The organism is Streptomyces tyrfis (assembly GCF_037034285.1).
In the GTDB taxonomy this organism is placed as follows: domain Bacteria; phylum Actinomycetota; class Actinomycetes; order Streptomycetales; family Streptomycetaceae; genus Streptomyces.
Genome location: NZ_JBAGJZ010000007.1, coordinates 169192 through 193828 on the forward strand (window position 1 = coordinate 169192; position 24637 = coordinate 193828).

A 24637-nucleotide genomic window follows, 5' to 3' on the forward strand; every position below is an offset into this window, starting at 1 on the left:
CACCCGTCCCTGTGGTGATGAAGTGTCAGTCGAGAAGCGCGTCGGGCTTCCCCTTGCTGCGCGGTCGTTCGTCGACCATCTTGCCCCAGACGATCAACCGGTACGTACTCGTGAATTCCGGTGTACAGGTGGTCAGGGTGATGTACCGGCCGGGTCCGGTGAATCCCGACTCGGGGGGCACCGGGCCGATGACCGAGATGTTGGACGGCGAGGTCTGCGGCAGCATCTTCGTCATTTCGTACGTGTAGTACGCGTCCTGCGTCTCGACCACGATCGGGTCGCCGGGGCTCAACCGGTTGATGTACCGGAAGGGTTCGCCGTGGGTGTTGCGGTGACCGGCGAGCGCGAAGTTCCCCCGTTCGGCGGACGGCATCGCGGTGCGCAGCGCGCCCTCGGCGTAGTGGCCGACCATGCCCCGGTCGAGGACCTTCTCCTTGCTGATGCCCTCGGCGATCGGGGCGACCACGTCCAGTTTGGGGATGTGGATGATGGCGAAGCCCTGCCCCGGCTCGAAGGCGCCCGGGGTGCGGTCGCCCTTCGCCTTCGCCCAGTTGTCCTGGATCTTGTGCGTCTCCTTGCCGGCGTACTGGTCGGCGCGCACGTTCGTCCACCACAGCTGGTACGTGACGAACAGCAGCATCAACACGCCCAGCGTGATGAAGAGTTCGCCGACGACCCGGCTCGCTACGACGGCCGGACTGTCCTTGGCGGCACGCGCCGCACGCCGTGCCTCGACGCGCGACATGGGTCTGCCGGGCGTCGGCGGCGGAGCGGGGTTCGCGGGCCCCTGTCGCGGTTCGGCGCGACGGCGGCCCTTCGCCTTCGCGGCGCGACGGCGCTCGGCACGGCCTCCGGTGCGCGGCTCCTCCGGAGCCCGGTCCGGCCCGCGCTCCGGGTCCGCCGCACGCTCAGGATCCGGTTCCGGGGCCGAGTCCGGCCCGGGGGCGGGTACGGAAATGGCGGGCATCCGCCGGGTCGACTCCATCGGGCCGCCCGGATCCGCCGAAAGGCCCGGATCCGTCCGGACGCCCGGGCCCGTCGGGCCACCGCGATCGACCGGGCCGCCGCGATCGACCAGGCCGCCGGGGCTTCTCGGTCCCTCCTGGCCCCTCGGCGCATCCGGGCTCCTCGGTCCGCCCTGGCCCCCGGGGCTCTGGCCGCGCGACCCGGCCGCCGCGTCGCCCACGGCGGGGGCTGCTCCGGCCGGGACCGCGGAAGAGCGCGAGCGGGAGACCGGGCCCTCGGAGGAGGGGCCTACCGCGGCTCCGGAAGGCGAAGGGGCGGGGCCCCCGACCGACGGGGATGCCGGCGCCCCGGAGAACGGAGAGACCGGTGTCCCGGAAGACGGGGACGCCGAAGACGCCGGGGGCACCGGGGACGCCGAAGACACCGGGGACACCGGGAACGCCGGGGGCACCGGGGACGCCGAGGGGAAGGAGGCGGGAGCGGGGGCGGGGGACGGCGGGCCGACCGACCGCGCCCCGGGTGCCGGCGTGGGGCTCCGCGGCCCGTACCAGTCCCGTTCGAAGCCCTCGGGGTCGTACCACTCGGGCGGGGTCTCCTGGGAGGCCGCCGCCCGCGACGGCCGCGCGTGGTCCGGTGCCGGGGCGTCGGCCCGTTTCTGCTCCGGTCGCTCCGGCCGCTCCGGAGCGCGGTGCCGGCCCCCCTCGCGCTGCCCCGGGCCCGGTCTCTCCGACGGCGGGCCGTCCGCACGGAACCACGGCGAGGGGTGCTGCCCCGGAGCCGGAACCGGAACCGGAACCGGCAGTGGGTCGTTCAGCGGGTCGGCCAGCCGGCCGACCGCCGCCTCGAAGGCCCCCGAGTCCCCGAAGGCCCCCGAGTCCCCGAGAGCCCCGGAGCCCTCAAGGGCTTCCGGTCCCCCTGAGGCTCCCGCCGCCTCGAACGCGCCCGACGGCTCGTACGCTCCTCGCTCGTACGGGCCGTCCTGTCCGGCGTCGTGCTCGGGGCGGAGCTCGGTCACGCGACGGCCTTGCCCACCACCGGCGCGAGCCCCGCCGATCTCGCGACGGCCCCCGTGTCGCCGCACTGCGCCAGCCAGTTGGCCAGCATCAGGTGACCGTGCTCGGTCAGCACCGACTCGGGGTGGAACTGCACGCCCTCCACCGGAAGTTCGCGGTGGCGCAGCCCCATGATGATGCCGTCGGCGGTGCGGGCCGTCACCTCCAGCTCCGGCGGGACCGTGTCCGGCTCGGCGGCGAGCGAGTGGTACCGCGTCGCGGTGAAGGGGGACGGCAGGCCGGTGAAGACGCCCGTGCCGTCGTGGACGACCGGCGAGGTCTTGCCGTGCAGCAGCTCCGGGGCGCGGTCCACCACTCCCCCGTATGCCACCGCCATCGACTGCATCCCGAGGCAGACCCCGAAGACCGGGACGCCCGTCGCCGCGCAGTGGCGGACCATCTCCACGCAGACGCCCGCCTGCTCGGGGGCGCCGGGGCCGGGAGACAGCAGGACGCCGTCGAAGCCGTCCTGGGCGTGCGCCGTGGTCACCTCGTCGTTCCGGAGGACTTCGCAGTCGGCCCCGAGCTGGTAGAGGTACTGGACGAGGTTGAAGACGAAGCTGTCGTAGTTGTCCACGACGAGAATGCGGGCGCTCATCGGCCGGCCCCCGGTCCGCTCGCCCCGTCGACCGTCACGTCGCCGAACGGAAGCAGCGGCTCCGCCCACGGGAAGACGTACTGGAAAAGCGCGTAGACGACGGCCAGCACCAGCACGAGCGAGATGAGCGCGCGCACCCACACATTGCCCGGCAGATGCCGCCAGATCCAGCCGTACATGCTGTCCCCTCCAAATCGGTACGGGATCCAGACTAAAGGGCCGGGGCGGAGCCGTGGGTCAGCTGTGGAAAGCCGTCGGCCGTCCGTCGCCCACGGGCTGGGTGGCGTCGAGGTGCGCCCAGGCGATCAGCCGGTGGCTGCTGCCCCATTCGGGGTCGCAGGTGGTCAGTGTCAGATAGCGCCCCGGCCCGTCGTAGCCGGACGCGCGGGGTACGGGGTCGATGACCCCGATGTCGCTCGGCACCGTCCGGTACGGCTTCCGGTCGATCCGGTACGTGAACCAGGTCGTCCCGTCCGTCAGCAGCACCGCGTCCCCCGGACGGAGCTTCGGGAAGTCCTTGAACGGGTCCCCATAGGTGCGGCGGTGCCCGGCCAGCGCGAAGTTCCCCCGCGCACCGAGCCGGGCGGTCCCGGCGTAGTGCCCGATTCCCTTCTGCAGGGTCCCGGCCTCGGTGTTCTCCAGGACGGGCCACTCCCAGCGCTTGCCGAAGCGGGGGATGTACAGCATCGCGAACGGTTTGCCGTCCCGGTACGCCGCGGGGGCGACCGGCGTCGCGGACGGGGTCGCGGGCGCGGACGCGGAGGGCGCCGGGGTCCCGGACGGGCCGGGGGACGCGGGCGCGGCGGCCGGGCCGCCCCGGGCCCACTGGCCGCGCAGGGCGTCGAGCTGGTCCTCGGCCGCGCCCTGGGCCCTCACCCCGGTCCAGAACAGCACATAGACCACGAAGAGCACGATCAGGGCGCCGACGGTGATGCAGAACTCGCTGAACGTCCGGACGATCAGTCGCACCGACACGTGCCACCCTCCCCCGGCCGCTCGCCGCCCCGCCGGTCAGGCCCGGCGGAGGCCCGCTCAGCCCACCGGCTTCGCCTGGTGGAGCTCCACTGTGCCCGAGTAGCCGGGAAGAGTCACCGCCCGGTGCTCGTCGACTTTCCAGCCGAGCCCGTAGGCCTTCACGTACAGCAGGTAGTTGTTGATCGCGGGGGAGTCGTCGAGGGCCCGCTTGAGGCCGGCCGGGTCACCGACGGCGGTGATCTTGTAGGGCGGGGAGTAGACCCGGCCCTGGAGGATCAGTGTGTTGCCGACGCAGCGGACCGCGCTGGTGGAGATGAGCCGCTGGTCCATGACCTGGATGCCCTGGGCGCCGCCCCGCCAGAGCGCGTTGACGACGGCCTGGAGGTCCTGCTGGTGGATGACCAGGTCATTGGGCTGGGGGTCCGGGTAGCCCGGGTTCGCGGTGGCGTCGGGCGGGGCGTCGTCGAGGGTGACCGACACCGCCCGGCCCGAGAGCTTGTCGCTGCCCGCGGCCCGCTCCAGCTTCTTGAGCCGGGCGTTCTCCTCCTCGGTGGCGCCGTGATCGCGCCGGACGAGGGCGTCGATGTCCTCGCGGACGGACCCGTTGGTCTCCTCCAGCTGGGCGTTCTTCCCGCTGCGCTGCTGGATGAGGTCGGAGAGCTTCAGCAGCGAGGAGTCGGTGCGCAGATTGGTGCCCTTGGCCGTGTTGGCGCTGGTGACGAAGATCAGTCCGGCGAGAGCGAAGACCGCAGCCGTGAGCACCCGGGCCGGGTGCCGGAAGATGCGGCGACCCGGTCCTCGGGGGGAGTCGGCGGAATTGCTCAACGTACCCTTATCTCCTTCGGAGCCACGGAAGCACTACGCTAACGGACGCCCGGGGGAGGAGGCATTCCCCCTCGCACCCACCCCCGACACCAGCCACAGTTACCTGCGCGGTCACGCAGCGCATCGACAGGAGAGTTCCTCGTGCCGAAGTCACGTATCCGCAAGAAGGCCGACTTCACGCCCCCTCCGGCGAAGCAGGCGACCAACTTGAAGCTGACCAGCCGCAGCTGGGTGGCGCCGGTGATGCTGGCGCTCTTCCTGATCGGGCTGGCCTGGATCGTCGTTTTCTACGTGACCGACGGCAGCCTGCCGGTCAAGTCGCTGGGGAACTGGAACATCGTGGTCGGCTTCGGCTTCATCGCCGGCGGCTTCGGCGTCTCCACCCAGTGGAAGTAGGAACACAGCTGGAGCAGGCGGGACCGGGGCGGACCCGGTCCGGCCCCTCTTGAGGCGTGTCCCGGTCCGCCCCGGTCCGCCCCTCCCGCGAGGCGCCGCGCCCCGGGCCCTGCCCCATGGCGTCCCGTCCGTCCCATCGGCGGTAGTGGCCCCATGGGCGGTCGTGGCCTCCGTCGGCGGTAGTGGCCCCATGCCACAGCGGGGCCCGGTCGCACAACCCTTGCCCCGAGTTACCCACAGAGTTATCCACAGGCGGGGGAAAAGGTCAGACGATCTGTGGATAACTCGCCGCCGATTGACACCGATGCGGCCGCCGCTGCCTCCGTCCGGAGGCAGCGGTACCCCTTGTCTCCGCTGGAAAAGACCCGGTTGAGCGACAAGGGGATCAGGCGTTCCCACAGAACGCACAAGATCGGGCACATGCTGTGGACAACCACGGCGGTGTCCGACCTCCGGAACGGACCGGCGACGTCCTCGGCCCGATAAAGCCCCCAGCCCCGCCTCGGCACCGCGCATCGCGCCCCGCCTCGGCGCCGTGCCCGCATCCGCGCGTCGGCGTCGCCTCAGGTCAGCGCGGCCGTGCGGGCGACGACGATCCCGACGATGGCCAGCAGGACCAGGGCACAGGTGCCGTACTGCACCAGCGTCCGCCGCTGCCGGGGCGCGTGCACCATGCCGATCGCGATCAGCGTGCCGGCGATCAGCCCGCCGACGTGCGCCTGCCAGGCGATCCCGCCCCACGGGTTGAACGTGATGACCAGGTTCACCGCGAGGAGCACGAAGACCGGGCGCATGTCGTAGTTCAGCCGGCGCATCAGCACAGCGGTGGCGCCGAGCAGGCCGAAGATCGCGCCGGACGCGCCGAGCGAGCCCTGGACCGGCGCGGAGAGCCAGTACGTCAGCGCCCCGCCCGCCAGGCCGGAGAGCAGATAGAGGGTGAGATAGCGGGCGCGGCCGAGCGCCGCCTCCAGCGGCCCCCCGAGCCACCACAGCCCCAGCATGTTGAAGAGGATGTGCCACATCTCCTGGTGCAGGAACATCGACGTCACCAGGCGGTACCACTGCCCCTCGGCGACGCCCTCCAGCGGGCCGCCGTAGTAGGTGGTCGCGCGGCCCAGCAGCAGCAGTTCGTTGACCAGCTCGTCGCCCTTCGCCAGGACGGCGAGGTACACGGCGACGTTGATCCCCAGGATGATCTTGGTGACGAGCCGGGGATCGGCCGTCATGACGCCGCCCGCGACCGTACGCGGATGGGAGGCGGCCGGGGCATGCCCCGTACCGGACCCGGTCCGGACGCAGTCCGGACACTGGAAGCCGACCGAGGCGCTGACCATGCAGTCGGGGCAGATCGGGCGCTCGCAGCGGGTGCAGCGGATGTGCGTCCCGCGGTCGGGATGGCGGTAGCAACTGAGCGAACCGTCCATGGCGGCGGGCCGGTCCCGGCCTCCCGGCGGCTGCTCGTCCATCGGTCCCATCACTTCCCGGTCCCCTCGGTCCTCGTCGTGGCGGCGGCACGCGACAACACGGCCCCGCCCGTCCGCCATGTAACGAGTACGGACGAGCAGGGCGATTGGTTCCCCAACGGGACGATCAGAACGTGATCATCCGATGACCCCGGGCGATCAGCGGCTCTCACGGACGGATCAACAGCTCTCGCGGACGGATCAGCGGCTCTCGATGACGACCGACTCGATCACGACGTCCTCCACCGGACGGTCCGTGCGGGGGTTGGTCGGGGCGGACGCGATGGCGTCGACGACCTTCTGGCTGGCGGGGTCGGCGACCTCGCCGAAGATGGTGTGCTTGCCGGTCAGCCAGGCGGTCGGCGCCACGGTCACGAAGAACTGCGAGCCGTTGGTGCCCGGGCCGGCGTTGGCCATGGCCAGCAGGTACGGCTTGGTGAAGGCCAGGTCGGGGTGGAACTCGTCGCCGAACTCGTACCCCGGGCCCCCGGTGCCGTTGCCCAGCGGGTCGCCGCCCTGGATCATGAAGCCGCTGATGACGCGGTGGAAGACGGTGCCGTCGTACAGCCTGTCCGTGGACTTCTTGCCGGTCTCGGGGTGCGTCCACTCGCGCTCGCCCCGGGCGAGCTCGACGAAGTTCTTGACCGTCTTGGGCGCGTGGTTCGGCAGGAGCCGGATCTGGATGTCGCCCTGGTTGGTCTTCAAAGTGGCGTAAAGCTGCTCGGCCACGATCTGCCTTCCGTGAGTCCTCGGTGACGTCAGGTGTTCGGTGACGCCCGTCGATCCTCGCACGGACCGCGCGTTCCGGCGCTCTGCCGCCGCCTCGCGCACGCCCCGCTCACCTCGTTGCCCGATTCCCGACCGCTCCCGTACGCCCTGTCCGCCGACGTACGCCCCGCCCGCTCCCGTACGCCCCGTTCGTTCCCGTACGCCGTACGTCCTGCCCGGCCGGGTCCGTCCCGTACGCCGTGTCCGACGCGTCCATGCCGCTCCCCGCAGGAACGCGTGCGGCCAAGCGCGTGACGAACCGGCGCGGGCTGGACCGAACCCCGGCCCTCTGCTCGGCAAGCTCCCTTGCACCACGTCACTCCGAAGCCGCAGACCGTTCCCGGCCGGCCTGGACGGTCCAGCCGGCCCGGACGACCCCGCGGCCTGACCCGGATGCCCGCCCCACGTGCCGGAGCCGCCGCCGGCAGGCATGATCTTTGAATGGGTGGAAAGGCGGATTAACCACCCGCCACCAAGGAGGAGGATCCCGTGACCCGCATCGACAGCGTGCGCGCCGCAACCGAATCGGCCAGGGACAGCGTGCAGCACGCCGCGGAAGTGGTGGCGCCCTACGCCGACACGGCGAAGGAGCAGGCCGCGTTTCTCGCGTGCGAGGCCCGCGCACGGCTCGCGCCGAGGGTGTCGAGGGCCGCCCGGCAGGCCCGTGTCCACTACGGCACACATCTCGCACCACGTATCGAACAGGCCCGCGCCCATGTGCCGCCCAAGATCGACGAGGCCGCACAGCGCGCCGCGCACCACACCCGCCGGGCCGCCCGCAGCACCGCGGCCTACGCCGCACCGCGCGTCGGGCATGCGATGGCCATGGCCCAGCCGATCGCCGAGGAGGCGTCGGCCCGCAGCGCGGCGGCGCTGGCCGCACTGCGCAGCCAGGTCACCGCCGACGAGATCAGGCGACTGTCCAGGAAGCACGAACGGCGGGCGAGGACCGGGCGGCTATGCCGGGGCTTCCTCCTGACCGGCCTCGTCGCGGGCGCCGCCTACGCCGCCTGGCGGTGGTGGGACAAGCAGGCCAACCCCGACTGGCTGGTCGAGCCGCCCGCCCCGACAGAGGTCTCCGACCGCGCCCCGCTGTCCTCGGTCGACGGCTCCGGCCCGGAGGCCGGGGGAAGCTCCAGGGCGGAACCCAGGGAGCCGGGAGAGACCGAGGAGGACTAGAGGGTCCGGAGCGGGCCGAGGCCCTGCCGCCGACCGACGGCGTCCGGCTCCCGAGCAAAGCGGTCCTCGCATGACGAAGCGGGCGCCGGAAGATCCTGGGATCTTCCGGTGCCCGCTTCGTCATGTCGTCTGTGGAGCCTAGGAGATTCGAACTCCTGACATCTGCCTTGCAAAGGCAGCGCTCTACCAACTGAGCTAAGGCCCCGGGAAGGCGGACAACACCGGACGTTTCAGCGCCTCGGCCACCGCCGCAGACCAGAGTACCGGGTCTCCCCGGGGATCTCGCAAGAAAAGGGGGACTCCCGGTCGGCAACCACTCTCCGTAAGATGCACGACGAGGTTCGCAGCAGCGAAGCGGCAGCGAAGGGGAGACGCCATGGATGCAGCTCAGCAAGAGGCGACGGCCAGAGCCAGGGAGCTTCAGCGCAGTTGGTACGGAGAGCCCCTCGGGGCGCTGTTCCGCCGCCTGATCGACGACCTCGGCCTGAACCAGGCCCGGCTCGCCGCTGTCCTCGGGCTGTCCGCGCCCATGCTCTCCCAGCTGATGAGCGGCCAGCGCGCGAAGATCGGCAACCCCGCGGTCGTCCAGCGCGTCCAGGCCCTTCAGGAACTGGCCGGTCAGGTGGCCGACGGCAGCGTCAGCGCCGGCGAGGCCGCCGAGCGCATGGAGGAGATCAAGAAGTCCCAGGGCGGGTCCGTCCTCACCGCCACCAGCCAGACCTCGCACACCGGCGGCGCCCCGACCGTCCGGCGCGTGGTGCGCGAGATCCAGTCGCTGCTGAGGTCCGTCGCGGCGGCCGGCGACATCATCGAGGCCGCGGACTCCCTCGCCCCGACCCACCCGGAACTGGCAGAGTTCCTCAAGGTGTACGGCGCGGGGCGCACCGCGGACGCGGTGGCGCACTACGAGGGACACCAGAGCTGAGGGCCCGTTCACGGAACGCCGGAAGCCGGGGGCGCCGAAGGCCGGAACGCCGGGAGCCGGTACGCCGGAGGCCGGGGACCCCGGAGCCGTGGGCATGACGCCGACGTCGCCGGATCCGGGGGACACTGAGCCGGCGGGCATCACGGCCGTGGACGGCCCGTCACCTCCCGGGGCGCTTTCCCGGGAGCCGGGCAGGAGCCGAGACAGGAACGGGGAGCGGGCACAGCGCAATGGGTGAGGTCTTCGCCGGTCGGTACGAACTGATCGATCCGATCGGACGCGGTGGGGTCGGGGCCGTCTGGCGCGCCTGGGACCATCGCCGCCGACGCTATGTGGCGGCCAAGGTCCTTCAGCAGAGCGACGCGCACACCCTGCTGCGTTTCGTTCGCGAGCAGGCGCTGCGGATCGAGCATCCGCACGTGCTGGCCCCGGCCAGCTGGGCCGCGGACGACGACAAGGTGCTGTTCACCATGGATCTGGTGAGCGGCGGTTCGCTCGCCCATCTGATCGGTGACTACGGGCCGTTGCCGCCGCGCTTCGTCTGCGTGCTGCTCGACCAGCTGCTGTCCGGGCTCTCCACGGTGCACGCGGAGGGCGTGGTCCACCGGGACATCAAGCCCGCCAACATCCTGCTGGAGGCCACCGGAACGGGCCGTCCGCATCTGCGGCTGTCCGACTTCGGCATCTCCATGCGGAAGGGCGAACCACGGCTCACCGAGACCAACTACGTGGTCGGGACGCCGGGTTACTTCGCGCCCGAGCAGATGATGGGCGCGGAACCCGACTTCCCCGCCGACCTGTTCGCGGTCGGGCTGGTCTCGCTCTATCTGCTCCAGGGGCAGAAGCCGGACTCGCGGGCCCTCGTCGAGCACTTCGCGGCGCACGGCACCCCCGGCGCCCCCGAGGGCATTCCGGAACCGCTCTGGCAGGTCCTCGCCGGGCTGCTGCAACCGGACCCCCAGGCCAGGTTCCGTACGGCGACGGGGGCGCGCAAGGCGTTGTCGGCCGCGGTCGAGATGCTGCCGGAGGCCGGTGACGACGAGGAGCCGGTGGAGGTCTTCGACCACATCGGCCCGCTGCCCGCCGGCTTCGGCCCCGACGGCCCCGAGGCCGCGCCCCGGCCGGGCCAGGCGCCCGGACCGGAGCAGGGCTCCCCCCACCAGGGGGCGCGGCATCCGGAGTCGCGGCGGCAGGGCCCGCCGTCGGGGGCCGAGCCGTACCCGGGCCAGGGCCCGCGGACCGAGCAGAGCTTCCCGGCCGGCCAGGGGCAGGCCGCCCGGTCGGCGCAGCCCGTGGCGTCGCCCCCCGCGCAGCCGCCCGTGTCGATGTCGGAGACGGGCAGCTTCCACCTCCCGCCGCCGCCCCGGCAGCCCGCGCCGACGGCCCCGCAGGACCCGGCGTCCGCCGTACCGCCCGGGCCGTCCGGGCCGCAGGACCCGGCGGCCGCGCCCGCCGCGGCCTTCCCTCCGGCCGCCGCCGCGCCGGACCCGTCGCAGCTCCCGACGGCCGGGGTGTCGCGCGATCCGGCCCTCACCCGGGCGTACACCTCCGGCCGTCCGCCGTTCCCCGGCCCCGGACCGGCGGACGCGCCGCATCCGGGGAGCGCCGTTCCGGTACCGGTACGGCGTCCCGGACCGCCCGCGAAGGTGGCCGTCCCGGTCCTGGTGGTGGCCCTGCTCTGCTTCGCCGTGGGCATCTGGGCGCTGACCCAGGCCTGAGCCTCCGGCCCGGCCCCCTCCGGCGTATCCGACGCGCCCGCCGTCCGGCACGCACCCGCCGTCCGGCACGCGCCGCCGTCCGGCACACGCCGCCTCCCGGCACGCGCCGCCTCCCGGCACGCGCCCGGACGGCGGGGCCGGACGCGCGGCCCGCGTGGCCGCTACCAGTTCTGCGGCGGCCCTCCGTAGGGCGACCGGCCGTCCCCGGCAGCCCCGCCCTGAGCACCGGCCGCACCGGACGCGCCGGCCGTCGCACCCGGGGCCCCGCCCTGGCCTCCGGCCGTCGCCGCGGCCCGGCGGCGGGCCAGCAGCGTCCACACCCCGAGTCCGAGCACCAGCACCGCGCCCGCGCTGATCCCGGCCACGCCGACCGCCCGCATGGTGTCGCTCCGGGCCGCGTCGGAGGCGCTCTTTCCGCTTCTCGCCATGTCCTTGTCGTTCCCGGTGACCGAGAAGATCCCCGGGTCTCCCGCGTACGGCGTCTTCTCCGCCGTCCCCTTCACCGTGACCTTGAGGCTGAGCGGGATCGGCTTGTCGCCGTACGACTTCGCCACCTTGGGGCTGAGCGTGACCGACAGGTAGTACCACCCGGCGAAGCGCATCGCGCTGACGCTGCTGTTGGACGCGTGGCGGTTCTCGTACGCCACCGGGGGCAGCGGGGCCAGCGACACCGACGTGGACTTGCCGGCGTACGAGAGCGGCGACGCGTCGTCGACGTGGCCGTGCGCCGGGTTGTCCAGGGACAGCGTGAGCGCGCTGCCGACGAACTCGGTGGAGGCGTTGTTGTTGCCCAGGTCGACGGTGGCGTAGAGCTGCTGGCCCCAGTCGACCGGCACCCGGTAGAAGCGGGTCTGCCCGGGCGCGACGTCGTCGTGCCACTCGCCGGTGTCCAGGCTGGTCGCGTCGTAGTAGCTGGTGCCGCCGGAGCGCTTCTGGGGGGCGGTGGCGGGCGGCGCGGGCGACTCGGACGGCCAGTTCTCCGGGGCCTCGGAGGGCATCGGGCCGGCCGCTCTCAGCCGCGGCTCCGAAACGTAGCGCAGTTCCAGGTCCCACGCCTCGGGCGACGAGGTGTCCTTGCTCTCCCGCTCGATCAGGACGCTGTACGTCCCGGCCTCCTGGCAGGCGCCGCCGCCCTCGTCGACGGTCCGGTAGGCGTACGCGGCGATCGGGCGCGGGAACTCCGCCGACTGGAACCTGGCCGTGTCGTAGCCGCACTGCCGGTCCGTGCTGTCCCGGACGCTGACCGTGAAGCCGTCCCCGTAGGCGACCTGGCCGCCGCCCCTGGGCACGGCCACGACGGAGACGTACGCGTTCGTCTTCGCGTCGAGGTCCAGGCGGTAGTAGAGCTGCTCGCCGCCCTTGATCGAGCTCCGGTAGACCGACCCGGCCGAGAGCGGCGACGCCTCGATGCTGACCTCGGAGCCGGTGATCTTCTTCGCCCCGGGATCGAAGGTGTACGCCGAGCTCTCCCCGGCCGCGTACGCCTGCCCCGGCAGCGCCGCCGCCGCGCACATCGCCGCGACCGCGACCAGCGCCGTCCGGCCCCTGCTGCGCTGCCTCATCACGCGCTTCCCCTCGTCGTCCCCTGCCCGGCCCGCCCGCGACGCCAGGACGTACGGACACGGGCCGCGCGATCACCGCCGCGGCGTCCGCCCGGCGGCGGCCGCGATGCCGGTCCATCCTGCCCCGCCCGCACCGCCGCTGTCTTCGACGCCGATCCGATTGCCCGCCTTGTCCAGGTTCCGGCCGCCCGGCCGCGCGGCCGGGCGGCCTCCCGCCGGGCCCGCGCGCACCCGGCCGACACGCCCGGCCGATACGCGCGGGCGACACCCGCGGTGAGGACGCGTCCGGCGCACGGACGCGCCGCCGCCGCAACAGCACGAAGCCCCGGCCGCTCAGCGACCGGGGCCCGCAATCAGGCTGTCTGTCTCACACACCCGAACCTGCGGGCACGGAGTCAGTCGCCTCCGTCCACAGATCCTGCTCGGCGCGATCCGCCTGGATCTGGCGGTACACGAGGAGCCCGCCGATGGCGGCCAGTGCGACCAGGAGAAGCTTCTTCACCGCGCGACCTCGTCTTTCCTTGACGTAGGGGACTTCTGCCGCCCGACTATACACACCGGCCGATATCGATCGGTGACCTGCCCGCGACCCAACTGGAGCCGGGGGAAAAGCGATCAACGCACCGCACGCCCACCCGTGACCACCCGGAGAATCCTCCCGAGGACGGCCCGTGAGCCGCCCCGAGAAGCACGCGCGGGGACCCGCCGGACCCGGCGGGCGGGGCCGCATCGCTCGGCCCGGAGAAGCCCGTCAAGGCCGGTTGAACCATACGAGTGGTGTTCATCTGAAGATCGCCGGATTCGAGGCGTCGGTCCACGAAATCGCGAGCCTCTTCCACATCATCGGAAAGGCAAGCAAACCGGACCGACCGAAAGCGAGGGGCCATGAGCGCCTTCACGCCCAAGAGCATCTGGACCGCCTTCGTCACCGCCTTCTTCGCCCTCCTCGCCGCCCTGGGCCTCATGAGCAGCCCGGCCACGGCCACGGAGCAGAGCGTCCCGGAACCGGCCACCACGAACCAGGCACAGGCGGGTTCGACGACGGTGACCGCGACCGCCCCGTCGGTCCGATGGACTCTTCCGCGTGACAGGACGCTGCCGCCGACGATGAAGCAGCGCATCCGCGCCGAGGCGCACGGCTCCTCGCCCGCCGCGAGACACGTCCCCGCGGACGCCCTGGCGAACATCCCGGCCGCGATCGGCTCCGCCCGCATCGCCCACTGGGCCGCGGCGGGGGACACCTCCCTCCTGCCGCCCTGAGCGGCCCCGCCGCCCCGAGGGCGGTGACCGGCACACCGAGCCCCCGCACCCGGTCCACACCGGGCGGGGGCTTCTTCACGCGCCCAGCGCCTCCCGCCGACCCGCCCGCCAGACCATTCCGCCGGCCCGGCCATCCGCCGGCCGGCAGACTCGCCGCCCCGTCGGCCGGCCCCAGCCGGCCCGTCCGGCGCCTCCGCACCACCCGGCCCGTCCGGCACTCTCCCCGACACCCGGGCCGCCCGGCGCTCCTCCGCCGCCAGGCCCGGCCGCCACCGCCCCGACCGTCCGCCGATCACGACCGCTGCGCACGACGAAGGCCCGGTATCTCCGAGGAGTTACCGGGCCTTCGTCCGTCACTGTGGGGCTAACAGGATTTGAACCTGTGGCCTCATCCTTATCAGGGATGCGCTCTAACCAACTGAGCTATAGCCCCGCCGCGCTGTGCGCTGACTTCTGAAGATTAGCGCACGTCGGGGCCAGTCCCAAAATCGATACCGCGAGCCCTACTCGTCCTCGGCCAGCGTGAGCTCGACGCCCCCCACGAAACCGGCCGACAGGTTGTAGATGAAGGAGCCCAGCGTCGCCAGCGCGGTCGCCAGCACCACGTCGATCAGCGCGATGACCGACGTGAACAGCAGGACCCGCGGCAGCGACAGGAACGACTGGAGATCGAAGCCGCCGCCGTCGTTCGAGCCGGTGGCCTCGCTGAGCGTGCCGCCCACGGCGGAGAAGACGCCCATCGCGTCCATCACCATCCACAGCACCGCGGACGCCACCACCGTGCAGATGCCGAGCGCGATCGAGAGCAGGAAGCTCACCTTCATCACCGACCACGGGTCGGCCTTCGCCACCCGCAGACGGGCCTTGCGGGTGCGCGGGGTCGTGCGCGCGCCGGTCCGCGGCATCCGGGACGCCTGCGCCCCCTCCGTGCCGTTCGGCCGGCCGCCCTGGGTCCCGCCCGCGGGCGAGGGGTACGCCTGCGGCGGGTGGTACGGCCCGCTCGCCTGCCCCGATGCGGGCTCGCGGTCACCGGGCAACGGCCCGTTCGCATAGCCCTCGTACGAGGGCCGAGGCCCCCGGGTGTCCGTCACAGTGCCCCCTTGGGAGTCCGTGGCAGGGCCACGGGCACCGTTCGCTCCAGCTCCGGAAGCGGCCGAACCGGCGCCCGTGGCTCCACTCACGCTCTACTCCTCGTGCTCCCCGGCCGAGGACGACGTGTCCTCGGCGTTGCCCTCGACCGTGCTGCCGGCCGTGTCCTGGGCGGGCTCCGCCGTCGCGGCCCCGGCGTCCGTCTCGGACCCCTCGGCCTCCTCGGCCTCCTGGCCGGCTTCGGCGTTGCGAGCGATCCCGACGACGGCATCGCGCTTGCCCAGATTGATCAGTTGGACGCCCATGGTGTCACGGCCCGTCTCCCTGACCTCATTCACTCGGGTACGGATCACGCCACCGCCCAGGGTGATGGCGAGGATCTCGTCCGATTCCTCCACCACCAGCGCCCCGACCAGCGAACCGCGGTCCTCCACGATCTTGGCGGCCTTGATGCCGAGGCCGCCGCGACCCTGAACCCGGTACTCGTCGACGGCAGTCCGCTTCGCGTAACCGCCGTCGGTGGCAGTGAACACGAACGTGCCCGGACGGACAACATTCATCGAGAGCAGCTCGTCCCCCTCGCGGAAGCTCATGCCCTTCACGCCCGAGGTGGCACGGCCCATCGGCCGCAGCGCCTCGTCCGTCGCCGTGAACCGGATCGACTGCGCCTTCTTGCTGATGAGCAGCAGATCGTCCTCGGCCGACACCAGCTCCGCGCCGATCAGCTCGTCGTCCGAACCATCCTCCGTCTCACGGAGGTTGATGGCGATGACACCGCCGGAACGGGGGGAATCGTAGTCCTTCAGCGCGGTCTTCTTCACCAGACCGCCCTTCGTGGCCAGGATCAGATACGGCGCGGCCTCGTAGTCGCGGATCGCCAGGATCTGGGCGATCCGCTCGTCCGGCTGGAAGGCCAGCAGATTGGCGACGTGCTGACCGCGCGCGTCCCGCCCGGCGTCCGGGAGCTCGTACGCCTTCGCGCGGTACACCCGGCCCTTGTTGGTGAAGAACAGCAGCCAGTGGTGGGTCGTCGACACGAAGAAGTGGTCGACGATGTCGTCTTCCTTGAGCTTCGTGCCGCGCACGCCCTTGCCGCCGCGCTTCTGCGAGCGGTAGTCGTCCGTCTTCGTGCGCTTCACATAGCCGCCGCGCGTGATCGTGACGACGATGTCCTCCTCGGCGATCAGGTCCTCGATGGACATGTCGCCCTCGAAGGGCACCAGCTTGGAACGCCGGTCGTCGCCGAACTTCTCGACGATCGCGGCCAGTTCCTCGCTGACGATCTGCCGCTGCCGCTCCGGCGACGCCAGGATCGCGTTGTACTCGTTGATCTTCGCCTGGAGTTCGTCGTGCTCGGCGGTGATCTTCTGGCGCTCCAGCGCGGCCAGTCGGCGCAGCTGCATCTCCAGGATGGCGTTCGCCTGGATCTCGTCGATCTCCAGCAGGCCCATCAGGCCCTCGCGCGCCGCCTCGACCGTCTGGCTGCGCCGGATGAGGGCGATGACCTCGTCGATCGCGTCCAGGGCCTTGAGCAGGCCGCGCAGGATGTGCGCCCGCTCCTCGGCCTTGCGCAGCCGGAACCGGGTGCGCCGGACGATGACCTCGATCTGGTGCGTCACCCAGTGGCGGATGAACGCGTCGATCGACAGGGTGCGCGGCACGCCGTCGACCAGCGCCAGCATGTTGGCGCCGAAGTTGCTCTGGAGGTCGGTGTGCTTGTACAGGTTGTTCAGCACGACCTTGGCGACCGCGTCCCGCTTCAGCACGATGACGAGCCGCTGGCCGGTGCGCGAGGAGGACTCGTCGCGGACGTCCGCGATGCCGCCGATCTTGCCGTCCTTCACCAGGTCGGCGATCTTCTGCGCCAGGTTGTCGGGGTTGGTCTGGTACGGGAGCTCCGTGACCACCAGGCACTGGCGGTTCTGGATCTCCTCCACCTCGACGACCGCGCGCATCGTGATCGAACCGCGGCCGGTGCGGTACGCCTCCTCGATGCCCTGACGGCCCACGACCAGCGCGCCGGTCGGGAAGTCCGGGCCCTTGATGCGCTCGATCAGCGCCTCCAGGAGCTCCTCCTGCGAGGCCTCCGGGTGCTCCAGGTACCACTGGGCGCCGTCCGCGACCTCGCGCAGGTTGTGCGGCGGGATGTTGGTCGCCATGCCGACCGCGATCCCCGCCGAACCGTTGACCAGCAGGTTCGGGAAGCGGGCCGGCAGGACCGTCGGCTCCTGGTTGCGGCCGTCGTAGTTGTCCTGGAAGTCGACGGTCTCCTCGTCGATGTCGCGGACCATCTCCATGGACAGCGGCATCATCTTGCACTCGGTGTACCGCATGGCGGCGGCCGGGTCGTTGCCCGGGGAACCGAAGTTGCCGTTGGAGTCCACCAGCGGCATCCGCATCGACCACGGCTGCGCCAGGCGCACCAGGGCGTCGTAGATCGACGAGTCGCCGTGCGGGTGGTACGTGCCCATGACGTCGCCGACGACGCGGGCGCACTTGTAGAAGCCCTTCTCGGGCCGGTAGCCGCCGTCGTACATCGCGTACAGCACGCGGCGGTGGACGGGCTTGAGGCCGTCCCGCACGTCCGGCAGCGCACGCGAGACGATCACGGACATCGCGTAGTCGAGGTAGGAGCGCTGCATCTCCGTCTCGAGCCCGACGGGCTCGACGCGCATGCCCACGCCGGCGGCGGCGGGCTCCTCTTCAGGTGTCACAGGGGTGTTCTCGTCGGCCATTGCTGGTCAAAGTCCTTTCGAGCGGCGGTTGCTGGTACGGCCGACTCAGATGTCGAGGAAGCGGACGTCCTTGGCGTTGCGCTGGATGAACGAGCGCCGCGCCTCGACGTCCTCGCCCATGAGCACCGAGAAGAGGTCGTCGGCCTGCGCCGCGTCGTCCAGCGTGACCTGGCCGAGGACCCGGTGGTCGATGTCCATGGTGGTGACGCGCAGCTCCTCGGCGTTCATCTCGCCGAGACCCTTGAAGCGCTGGATCGAGTCCTCCTTGATCCGCTTGCCGTTCTGCTTGCCCAGCGCCACCAGGGCGTCGCGCTCGCGGTCCGAGTACGCGTACTCGAAGTCGTCCCGGCCCCACTTGATCTTGTAGAGCGGCGGGCGGGAGAGGAACACGTGCCCGGCCTCGACCAGCGGGCGCATGAAACGGAAGAGGAACGTCAGCAGCAGGGTGTTGATGTGCTGGCCGTCGACGTCGGCGTCCGCCATCAGAATGATCTTGTGATAGCGGAGCTTCTCGATGTCGAAGTCCTCGTGGACCCCGGTGCCGAAGGCCGAGATGAGCGCCTGGATCTCGGCGTTCTGCAGGATCTTGTCGACCCGGGCCTTCTCGACGTTCAGGATCTTGCCGCGGATCGGCAGGATCGCCTGGTACATCGGGTTGCGGCCGGACTTCGCCGAACCGCCGGCGGAGTCGCCCTCGACGATGAAGATCTCGCACTGCGACGGGTCGTTGGACTGGCAGTCGCTCAGCTTGCCCGGCAGCGAGGCGCTCTCCAGCAGCCCCTTGCGGCGGGTCAGGTCGCGCGCCTTGCGGGCCGCGACCCGGGCGGTGGCGGCCGCGATGGCCTTGCGGATGATGTCGGCCGCCTCGTTCGGATTGCGGTCGAACCAGTCCGTGAGGTGCTCGTGGACGACCTTCTGGACGAAGGTCTTCGCCTCCGTGTTGCCCAGCTTGGTCTTCGTCTGGCCCTCGAACTGCGGCTCGCCCAGCTTCACCGAGATGATCGCCGTCAGGCCCTCGCGGATGTCGTCGCCCGTGAGGTTGTCGTCCTTGTCGCGGAGCAGCTTCTTCTCGCGCGCGTACTTGTTGACCAGCGTGGTCAGCGCGGCGCGGAAGCCCTCCTCGTGGGTGCCGCCCTCATGCGTGTGGATCGTGTTCGCGAAGGAGTACACGCCCTCGGTGTACTGCGTGTTCCACTGCATGGCGATCTCGGCCGAGAGCAGACGCTCCTTGTCCTCGGCCTCGATGTCGATCACCGACTGGTGGATGACCTCGCCCTTGCGGGAGTTGAGGTACTTCACGAAGTCGACGATGCCGCCCTCGTAGTGGTACGTGACCGTGCGGGCCTGCTCCTCCTCGGCGACCTCGGCCACCTCGGCGACGTCCGCGCCCACCGTGGCCTTCGCCGACTCGCGCTCGTCGGTGAGCCGGATGGTCAGGCCCTTGTTGAGGAACGCCATCTCCTGGAAGCGGCGCGACAGCGTCTCGAAGGAGTACTCGGTGGTCTCGAAGACGTCTCCGTCGGCCCAGAAGGTGACCGAGGTGCCGGACTCGTCGGTGGCCTCGTTGCGGGCCAGCGGGGCCGTGGGCACACCGAGCTTGTAGTCCTGGGTCCAGCGGTATCCGTCCCGCTTGACCTCGACGGCGAGGCGCGTCGACAGCGCGTTCACCACGGAGACGCCGACGCCGTGCAGACCGCCGGAGACGGCGTAGCCGCCGCCGCCGAACTTGCCGCCCGCGTGCAGCACCGTCAGCACGACCTCGACCGCCGGCTTCTTCTCCGACGGCACGATGTCGACCGGGATGCCGCGGCCGTTGTCGACCACGCGGACGCCGCCGTCGGCCAGGAGCGTGACGTCGATCGTGTCCGCGTGCCCGGCCATCGCCTCGTCGACCGAGTTGTCGACGACCTCCTGCACGAGGTGGTGCAGGCCGCGTTCACCGGTCGAGCCGATGTACATGCCAGGTCGCTTGCGGACCGCGTCCAGGCCCTCAAGGACGGTGATCGCGCTGGCGTCGTACGAGGCGGCGGCCTCGCCGGAGCCGGGGGCCCCGGCCGCCGCCGCCTCGACGGCGACCGATTCGTCCGGGACGGCGGGCTCGCCGCTCTCACCGGATGCGGACGGAATGTTCTCGTTGGGGTTGCCGGAATCGGCCACGAAGCGCCCTTTCTGGCACAGCACAGGCCATCCTCCGGACAGACCGGAGCGGCTGCGTCGTTCGGCTTGTAATCGACGACTCCCGCGAAATGCGGGATTGTCCACCAGTCTACCGGTAGCGCCGACACTCATGGGGGTTTGCCGGTACCTGAGTACGCATGTGCCGCCCTCAATGAGCGCCTGACGACTCCCCATATTCAGGAAGGGCCCCCAAGAGGCTCACGCGGGCATTGTGCGCTTCCGACTGTCAACCTCCCGCTACCGTGAGGGACGCCCCGCTCCAGCCTTGTGGTTTCGACCGCCGTACGCCTGTACGAGACGGGGTGCGACGGGCGTCCCGCCGGGCGGAGGCCATGGGTCCGGGGCCCGCCGCGCCCGCGAACCGCTGCGTCCGAGGCACGGACCGACCGCCCGTCCGACGGCTCGTCCAGCCCCGGCCCAGATCTCGTTCAGAGGGCCCGTCCCGGACCCGGACCAGGTCCCGTCCGTCCGGTCCAAGGCCCTGCCCGTCCGGTCCGGACGCCCGGGAGCGGGGGAGAGGTCCAGGCCCGGGAGCGGGGGAGAGACCCGGCTCCGACGCGCCGCCGGGGGGAGGAGCGCGCCGCCTCAGCCGTAGGTGTCGCCCGGTCCCCTGCTCCCCGGCGCCCGCAGCGGGCCGTATCCGCGCTGCGGGCCGCCCGGCCCCAGCACCTTGATCATCCGGACGGTGCCATGCCCCAGATCCGCGTTCAGCCGGGCCACCAGCTGGGGCGCCAGCAGCCGCAGCTGCGTCGCCCACGCCGTCGAGTCGCACTGCACGGTCAGCACCCGCGCGTCCGGCTCCTCGTCGTACCGCAGCGGCACGCAGTGCTTGGCCAGGTCCTCGCCCACGATCTGCGGCCAGCGCCCCATCACCCCGCCCACCGCGGCGGGCGTCTCCCAGCCCCGCTCGGTGATCAGACGGTTGATCGCCGCGCCCAGCGGCAACGGGTCGCGCCCGTCGGCCCGCGCCCCGGAACGCAGCCCCCCGCCTCGCCGGGCCTGCTTCCGCTGCTGCACCGCCGCGCCGCGCGCCCGCGCCTGCTCCTTCGCCGCGCGCAACGCCACCCGGGCCAGGTCGACGCCCGACGGCTCCGGCCCGACGGCTCCGCCCGCCCGGCCCCCCGGCGCTCCCGGCGCCTCGTCCCGGCCGGTCACAGTCGCTCCACCTCGCCCGCGGAGACCGCGTACCGCGCCCCCGCCAGCACCCCGGGGACGTCGTCGTCCACCGCGGCCGTCACCAGCACCTGCTCCCCGGGCGCGACCAGCTCCGCCAGCCGCTCGCGGCGCCGCGCGTCCAGCTCGGCGAAGACGTCGTCCAGCACCAGCACCGGCTCGTTCCCCTCGCCGCGCAGCAGCTCGTACGAGGCCAGCCGCAGCGCCAGCGCGTACGACCAGGACTCGCCGTGGCTCGCGTACCCCTTGGCCGGCATCCCGCGCAGGCCCAGGAGCAGGTCGTCGCGGTGCGGGCCGACCAGCGTCACGCCGCGCTCGATCTCCTGCTTGCGGACCTCGGCCAGGGCCGCGGTCAGCCGCTCGTACAGCTCCTCCCGGCCGGCCGCCGGTTCCGCCCCGGCGGCGGAGCTCCGGTACTCCAGCGTCACCGGGCCGCCGCCCGGCGCGACGTCGCCGTACGCCTTGTCGGCCAGCGGCCCCAGGGCGGCGACCAGATCGAGCCGCCGCGCCAGCAGTTCCGCGCCCGCCCGGGCCAGATGCTGGTCCCACACGTCCAGGGTGGACAGGTCCATCGACCGGCCGCCGTGCCGGCGCGCCATCGCCGCCGACTTCAGCAGGGTGTTGCGCTGTTTCAGCACCCGCTCGTAGTCGGCGCGCACCCCGGCCATGCGCGGCGAACGCGCCGTGACCAGCTCGTCGAGGAAGCGCCGGCGCTCCCCGGGGTCGCCCTTGACCAGCGCCAGGTCCTCCGGGGCGAACAGCACCGTCCGCACGATGCCCAGCACGTCACGGGGCCTGACCTGCGACGATCTGTTGATCCTGGCGCGGTTGGCCTTGCCGGGGTTGAGCTCCAGCTCGACCAGCTGGGAACGCTCGCCCTGGGTGACGGCGGCCCGTATCACCGCCCGGTCGGCGCCCATCCGCACCAGCGGCGCGTCGGAGGAGACCCGGTGGCTGCCGAGCGTCGCCAGATAGCCGACGGCCTCCACCAGATTCGTCTTGCCCTGACCGTTGGCCCCCACGAACACGGTGACGCCCGGGTCGAGGGGAACCTCGGCCCGGGCGTACGAGCGGAAGTCGGCCAGCGAGAGATGCGTGACGTGCATGGGTGTGCGCCGACCTTCCCGGCTTCCTGCTCCGTGCTCCGAGCGGTGGGCGCGGGCGGGACGGCCCGCACCCCCGCGGCTGCTACTTGCTCTCGACCGCGTGGCCGCCGAACTGGTTGCGCAGCGCGGCGATCATCTTCATCTGCGGGGAGTCCTCCTGCCGCGAGGCGAACCGGGCGAAGAGCGACGCCGTGATCGCGGGCAGCGGCACCGCGTTGTCGATCGCCGCCTCCACCGTCCAGCGGCCCTCGCCGGAGTCGGCGGCGTAGCCCCGGAGCTTGCCGAGGTGCTCGTCCTCGTCCAGCGCGTTGACCGCCAGGTCCAGCAGCCAGGAACGGATGACCGTGCCCTCCTGCCAGGAGCGGAAGACCTCGCGCACGTCGGTGACGGAGTCGACCTTCTCCAGCAGCTCCCAGCCCTCGGCGAACGCCTGCATCATGGCGTACTCGATGCCGTTGTGGACCATCTTCGCGAAGTGGCCGGCACCGACCTTGCCCGCGTGGACGGAGCCGAAGTCGCCCTCGGGCTTCAGCGCCTCGAAGATGGGCCGGACCTTGGCCACGTTCTCGGCGTCGCCGCCGTACATCAGCGCGTAGCCGTTCTCCAGGCCCCAGACGCCGCCGGAGACCCCGCAGTCCACGAAGCCGATGCCCTTGATGCCCAGCTCGACGGCGTGCTTCTCGTCGTCCGTCCAGCGGGAGTTCCCGCCGTCCACCACGACGTCGCCGGGGGACAGGAGTCCGGCCAGCTCGTCGATGGTGGCCTGGGTCGGAGCGCCGGCCGGCACCATCACCCAGACGACCCGGGGGCCGTTCAGCCTGCCCACGAGCTCCTCGAGGCTGCCGACGTCGGAGAGGTCCGGGTTGCGGTCGTAACCGATGACGGTGTGGCCTGCGCGGCGGATGCGCTCGCGCATGTTGCCGCCCATCTTGCCGAGGCCGACGAGACCGAGCTCCATCAGAGATTTCCTTAAGCGTTGTGCCGATTCGTACCCAGGAGCGAGCCTACGCCCGAAGGGGGAAGGACCGGCGGGCGTGGCCGCCGTCGGGCGCCCGCCGTGTTCGCCCGCGGCCGCGGGGCTCCGGCTCCGGACGGCCGTGCCGGGCGGCGGCCCGACGGCGGCCGGGTGCCAGCCGCCGTCGGGCACGCGTCGGTCGTCAGCCGCCGGTCTCCGGCCGTGAGCCGCGAAGCCGTCAGCCGGAGAGGCGCACCGGCATGATCAGGTACTTGTACGCCTCGTCGGCCTCGGCGTCGACGGCCGGGCGGCCGCTCAGCAGCGCGGGCTTGGTCGAGGTGGTGAAGGACAGCTGGGCGACCGGGGAGTCGATCGCGCTCAGGCCGTCCAGCAGGAAGGTCGGGTTGAAGGCGATCGAGATGTCGTCGCCCTCCAGCACCGCGTCGACCCGCTCCACAGCCTGTGCGTCGTCGCTGGAACCGGCCTCCAGGATCAGCACGCCCTGCTCGAAGCTGAGCCGCACCGGGGTGTTCCGCTCGGCGACCAGGGCGACGCGCTTGACGGCCTCGACGAACGGGGCGGTCTCGATGACCGCGACCGAGCTGAACTCGGTGGGGAACAGCGTGCGGTACTTCGGCAGGTCGCCTTCGAGCAGCCGCGTGGTGGTGCGCCGGCCCGCGCCTTCGAAACCGATCAGGCCCTCGCCGGCGCCCGTGCCCGAGAGCGCGAGCGTCACCGTGTCACCGCTGGTCAGAGCCTTGGCGGTGTCCAGCAGAGTCTTGGCGGGGACCAGGGCGACGGCCGAGGCCTCCGGGTTCTCCGGCTTCCACAGGAACTCGCGGACCGCGAAGCGGTAGCGGTCGGTGGAGGCCAGGGTGACGGTCTCGCCCTCGATCTCGATCCGCACGCCGGTCAGGACCGGCAGCGTGTCGTCCCGGCCCGCGGCGATGGCGACCTGGGCGACGGCGGAGGCGAAGACCTCGCCGGGGACCGTCCCGGTCGCGCTCGGCATCTCGGGGAGCGCCGGGTACTCCTCCACAGGAAGGGTGTGGAGTGTGAATCGCGAGGAGCCGCAGACCACGGTGGCCCGCACCCCGTCGGTGGAGATCTCCACCGGGCGGTTGGGAAGGGCGCGGCAGATGTCGGCGAGCAGCCGGCCGGAGACCAGGACCGTGCCGTCCTCCTCCACCTCGGCGTCCACCGAGACCCGCGCCGAGACCTCGTAGTCGAAGCTGGAGAAGCTGAGGGCGCCGTCCTCCGCCTTCAGCAGAAGGCCCGCGAGAACGGGCGCCGGCGGACGGGCCGGGAGGCTGCGGGCCACCCAGGCCACCGCCTCCGCGAGTACATCGCGCTCCACCCGGATCTTCACCGGAACCGCCTCCTGCTGTTGCTCGCTCGCCCTTGCCGGCCTTCGTCATCTGATCGGGTCCCTCGGCCATGAGGGCGGAAGGACGCCGGGGACCAGTCTGACGTACCGCACCGACAGTCGCTGCTGCTCGGGGTCAAGTCGCGACGAGAGGCGCGGCGAGCGTCGGCGCCGAGTTGTGCACAGGCCCCGCTTCCAAACGAATCCCGAGCTAACTATGAGTGGGGGTAGTAGTAGGGGTTGTGGAAACCGTGGATAACGCCGTTTGCGCAGGTCAGAACGGATTTTTTGTCCACCGGTCCTGTGGGGGGCGGAGTGGACAACCCGGCGTTTCTGTGGACACCCGAA

At 71.9% G+C, this 24637-nt stretch carries 21 protein-coding genes and 2 tRNA genes; 5 read left to right on the forward strand and 18 right to left on the reverse strand.

The features are described 5' to 3' along the window. Positions 1–25 precede the first annotated feature (25 nt). The 5 genes from WA762_RS07915 to WA762_RS07935 form a co-directional block, all read right to left on the reverse strand. Positions 26–1372, reverse strand: a complete 1347-nt coding sequence (locus WA762_RS07915; protein WP_443080543.1) for a class E sortase — start codon at positions 1370–1372, stop codon at positions 26–28. A 605-nt stretch (positions 1373–1977) separates the two neighbouring features. Next, complete coding sequence (locus WA762_RS07920) at positions 1978–2616, reverse strand: aminodeoxychorismate/anthranilate synthase component II (RefSeq protein WP_335934081.1); 639 nt, start codon at positions 2614–2616, stop codon at positions 1978–1980. Then, positions 2613–2795, reverse strand: coding sequence for a hypothetical protein (locus WA762_RS07925; protein ID WP_335934083.1), 183 nt, complete (start codon positions 2793–2795; stop codon positions 2613–2615). Before WA762_RS07925 ends, WA762_RS07920 begins: the two co-directional genes overlap by 4 nt. A 58-nt stretch (positions 2796–2853) precedes the next feature. Next, on the reverse strand, positions 2854–3591 hold the full coding sequence (locus tag WA762_RS07930; protein WP_335934085.1) for a class E sortase: 738 nt from the start codon (positions 3589–3591) through the stop codon (positions 2854–2856). Positions 3592–3648: 57 nt separating this feature from the next. Beyond that, on the reverse strand, positions 3649–4416 hold the full coding sequence (locus WA762_RS07935; RefSeq protein WP_335934086.1) for a DUF881 domain-containing protein: 768 nt from the start codon (positions 4414–4416) through the stop codon (positions 3649–3651). 141 nt (positions 4417–4557) lie between these two features. On the opposite strand from WA762_RS07935, the gene crgA reads away from it, so the two are divergent. Further along, positions 4558–4812 (forward strand): cell division protein CrgA, encoded by a 255-nt coding sequence (gene crgA / locus WA762_RS07940; protein ID WP_335934087.1) that lies wholly within the window; start codon positions 4558–4560, stop codon positions 4810–4812. A gap of 563 nt (positions 4813–5375) precedes the next feature. On the opposite strand, the gene WA762_RS07945 is transcribed toward crgA, so the two are convergent. Then, entirely contained in the window at positions 5376–6278 is a 903-nt protein-coding gene (locus WA762_RS07945) for a rhomboid family intramembrane serine protease (RefSeq protein ID WP_335934089.1), read from the reverse strand. Positions 6279–6476: 198 nt separating this feature from the next. Next, positions 6477–7004 carry a peptidylprolyl isomerase gene (locus tag WA762_RS07950; RefSeq protein ID WP_335934091.1) on the reverse strand — a complete coding sequence of 176 codons (528 nt, stop codon included), beginning with the start codon at positions 7002–7004 and terminating at the stop codon, positions 6477–6479. A 528-nt stretch (positions 7005–7532) separates the two neighbouring features. Here WA762_RS07950 and WA762_RS07955 point away from each other — a divergent pair. Continuing rightward, the gene (locus tag WA762_RS07955; protein WP_335934092.1) at positions 7533–8222 is read left to right on the forward strand and encodes a DUF5324 family protein; all 690 of its coding nucleotides are present in this window, start codon (positions 7533–7535) and stop codon (positions 8220–8222) included. A 132-nt stretch (positions 8223–8354) separates the two neighbouring features. On the opposite strand, the gene WA762_RS07960 is transcribed toward WA762_RS07955, so the two are convergent. Further along, positions 8355–8427: transfer RNA gene (locus WA762_RS07960), tRNA-Ala, on the reverse strand. 171 nt (positions 8428–8598) lie between these two features. Here WA762_RS07960 and WA762_RS07965 point away from each other — a divergent pair. Both WA762_RS07965 and WA762_RS07970 read left to right on the forward strand, forming a co-directional pair. Then, complete coding sequence (locus WA762_RS07965; RefSeq protein ID WP_335934094.1) at positions 8599–9147, forward strand: helix-turn-helix domain-containing protein; 549 nt, start codon at positions 8599–8601, stop codon at positions 9145–9147. A gap of 230 nt (positions 9148–9377) precedes the next feature. After that, positions 9378–10865, forward strand: coding sequence for a serine/threonine-protein kinase (locus WA762_RS07970; protein ID WP_335934095.1), 1488 nt, complete (start codon positions 9378–9380; stop codon positions 10863–10865). Positions 10866–11026: 161 nt separating this feature from the next. On the opposite strand, the gene WA762_RS07975 is transcribed toward WA762_RS07970, so the two are convergent. Beyond that, positions 11027–12427: a hypothetical protein gene (locus WA762_RS07975; protein ID WP_335934097.1), complete on the reverse strand. Its 1401-nt coding sequence runs from the start codon at positions 12425–12427 to the stop codon at positions 11027–11029. Positions 12428–12794: 367 nt separating this feature from the next. Beyond that, a complete protein-coding gene (locus tag WA762_RS07980; protein WP_003958712.1) occupies positions 12795–12929 on the reverse strand; it encodes a DLW-39 family protein in 135 nt (44 codons plus the stop codon). 383 nt (positions 12930–13312) lie between these two features. Between WA762_RS07980 and WA762_RS07985 the strand changes: the two genes are divergently transcribed. After that, positions 13313–13687: a DUF6344 domain-containing protein gene (locus tag WA762_RS07985; protein WP_335934103.1), complete on the forward strand. Its 375-nt coding sequence runs from the start codon at positions 13313–13315 to the stop codon at positions 13685–13687. 359 nt (positions 13688–14046) lie between these two features. On the opposite strand, the gene WA762_RS07990 is transcribed toward WA762_RS07985, so the two are convergent. From WA762_RS07990 to dnaN, 8 genes are all read right to left on the reverse strand, one after another. After that, positions 14047–14120, reverse strand: a tRNA-Ile gene (locus WA762_RS07990). A gap of 70 nt (positions 14121–14190) precedes the next feature. After that, a complete protein-coding gene (locus WA762_RS07995) occupies positions 14191–14778 on the reverse strand; it encodes a DUF3566 domain-containing protein (RefSeq protein ID WP_335934105.1) in 588 nt (195 codons plus the stop codon). Between the two features lie 93 nt (positions 14779–14871). Further along, the gene (gene gyrA, locus WA762_RS08000) at positions 14872–17511 is read right to left on the reverse strand and encodes a DNA gyrase subunit A (protein WP_335934107.1); all 2640 of its coding nucleotides are present in this window, start codon (positions 17509–17511) and stop codon (positions 14872–14874) included. Positions 17512–17556: 45 nt separating this feature from the next. Next, on the reverse strand, positions 17557–19692 hold the full coding sequence (gene gyrB, locus WA762_RS08005; RefSeq protein ID WP_335934109.1) for a DNA topoisomerase (ATP-hydrolyzing) subunit B: 2136 nt from the start codon (positions 19690–19692) through the stop codon (positions 17557–17559). 582 nt (positions 19693–20274) lie between these two features. Next, positions 20275–20844, reverse strand: a complete 570-nt coding sequence (locus tag WA762_RS08010) for a DciA family protein (protein ID WP_335934111.1) — start codon at positions 20842–20844, stop codon at positions 20275–20277. Next, positions 20841–21968, reverse strand: a complete 1128-nt coding sequence (gene recF, locus WA762_RS08015; protein WP_335934112.1) for a DNA replication/repair protein RecF — start codon at positions 21966–21968, stop codon at positions 20841–20843. The genes WA762_RS08010 and recF overlap by 4 nt, the downstream gene beginning before the upstream one ends. 82 nt (positions 21969–22050) lie before the next feature. Continuing rightward, on the reverse strand, positions 22051–22926 hold the full coding sequence (gene gnd / locus WA762_RS08020; RefSeq protein ID WP_335934113.1) for a phosphogluconate dehydrogenase (NAD(+)-dependent, decarboxylating): 876 nt from the start codon (positions 22924–22926) through the stop codon (positions 22051–22053). A gap of 235 nt (positions 22927–23161) precedes the next feature. Continuing rightward, positions 23162–24292 carry a DNA polymerase III subunit beta gene (gene dnaN / locus WA762_RS08025; RefSeq protein ID WP_335934114.1) on the reverse strand — a complete coding sequence of 377 codons (1131 nt, stop codon included), beginning with the start codon at positions 24290–24292 and terminating at the stop codon, positions 23162–23164. Positions 24293–24637: the final 345 nt, after the last annotated feature.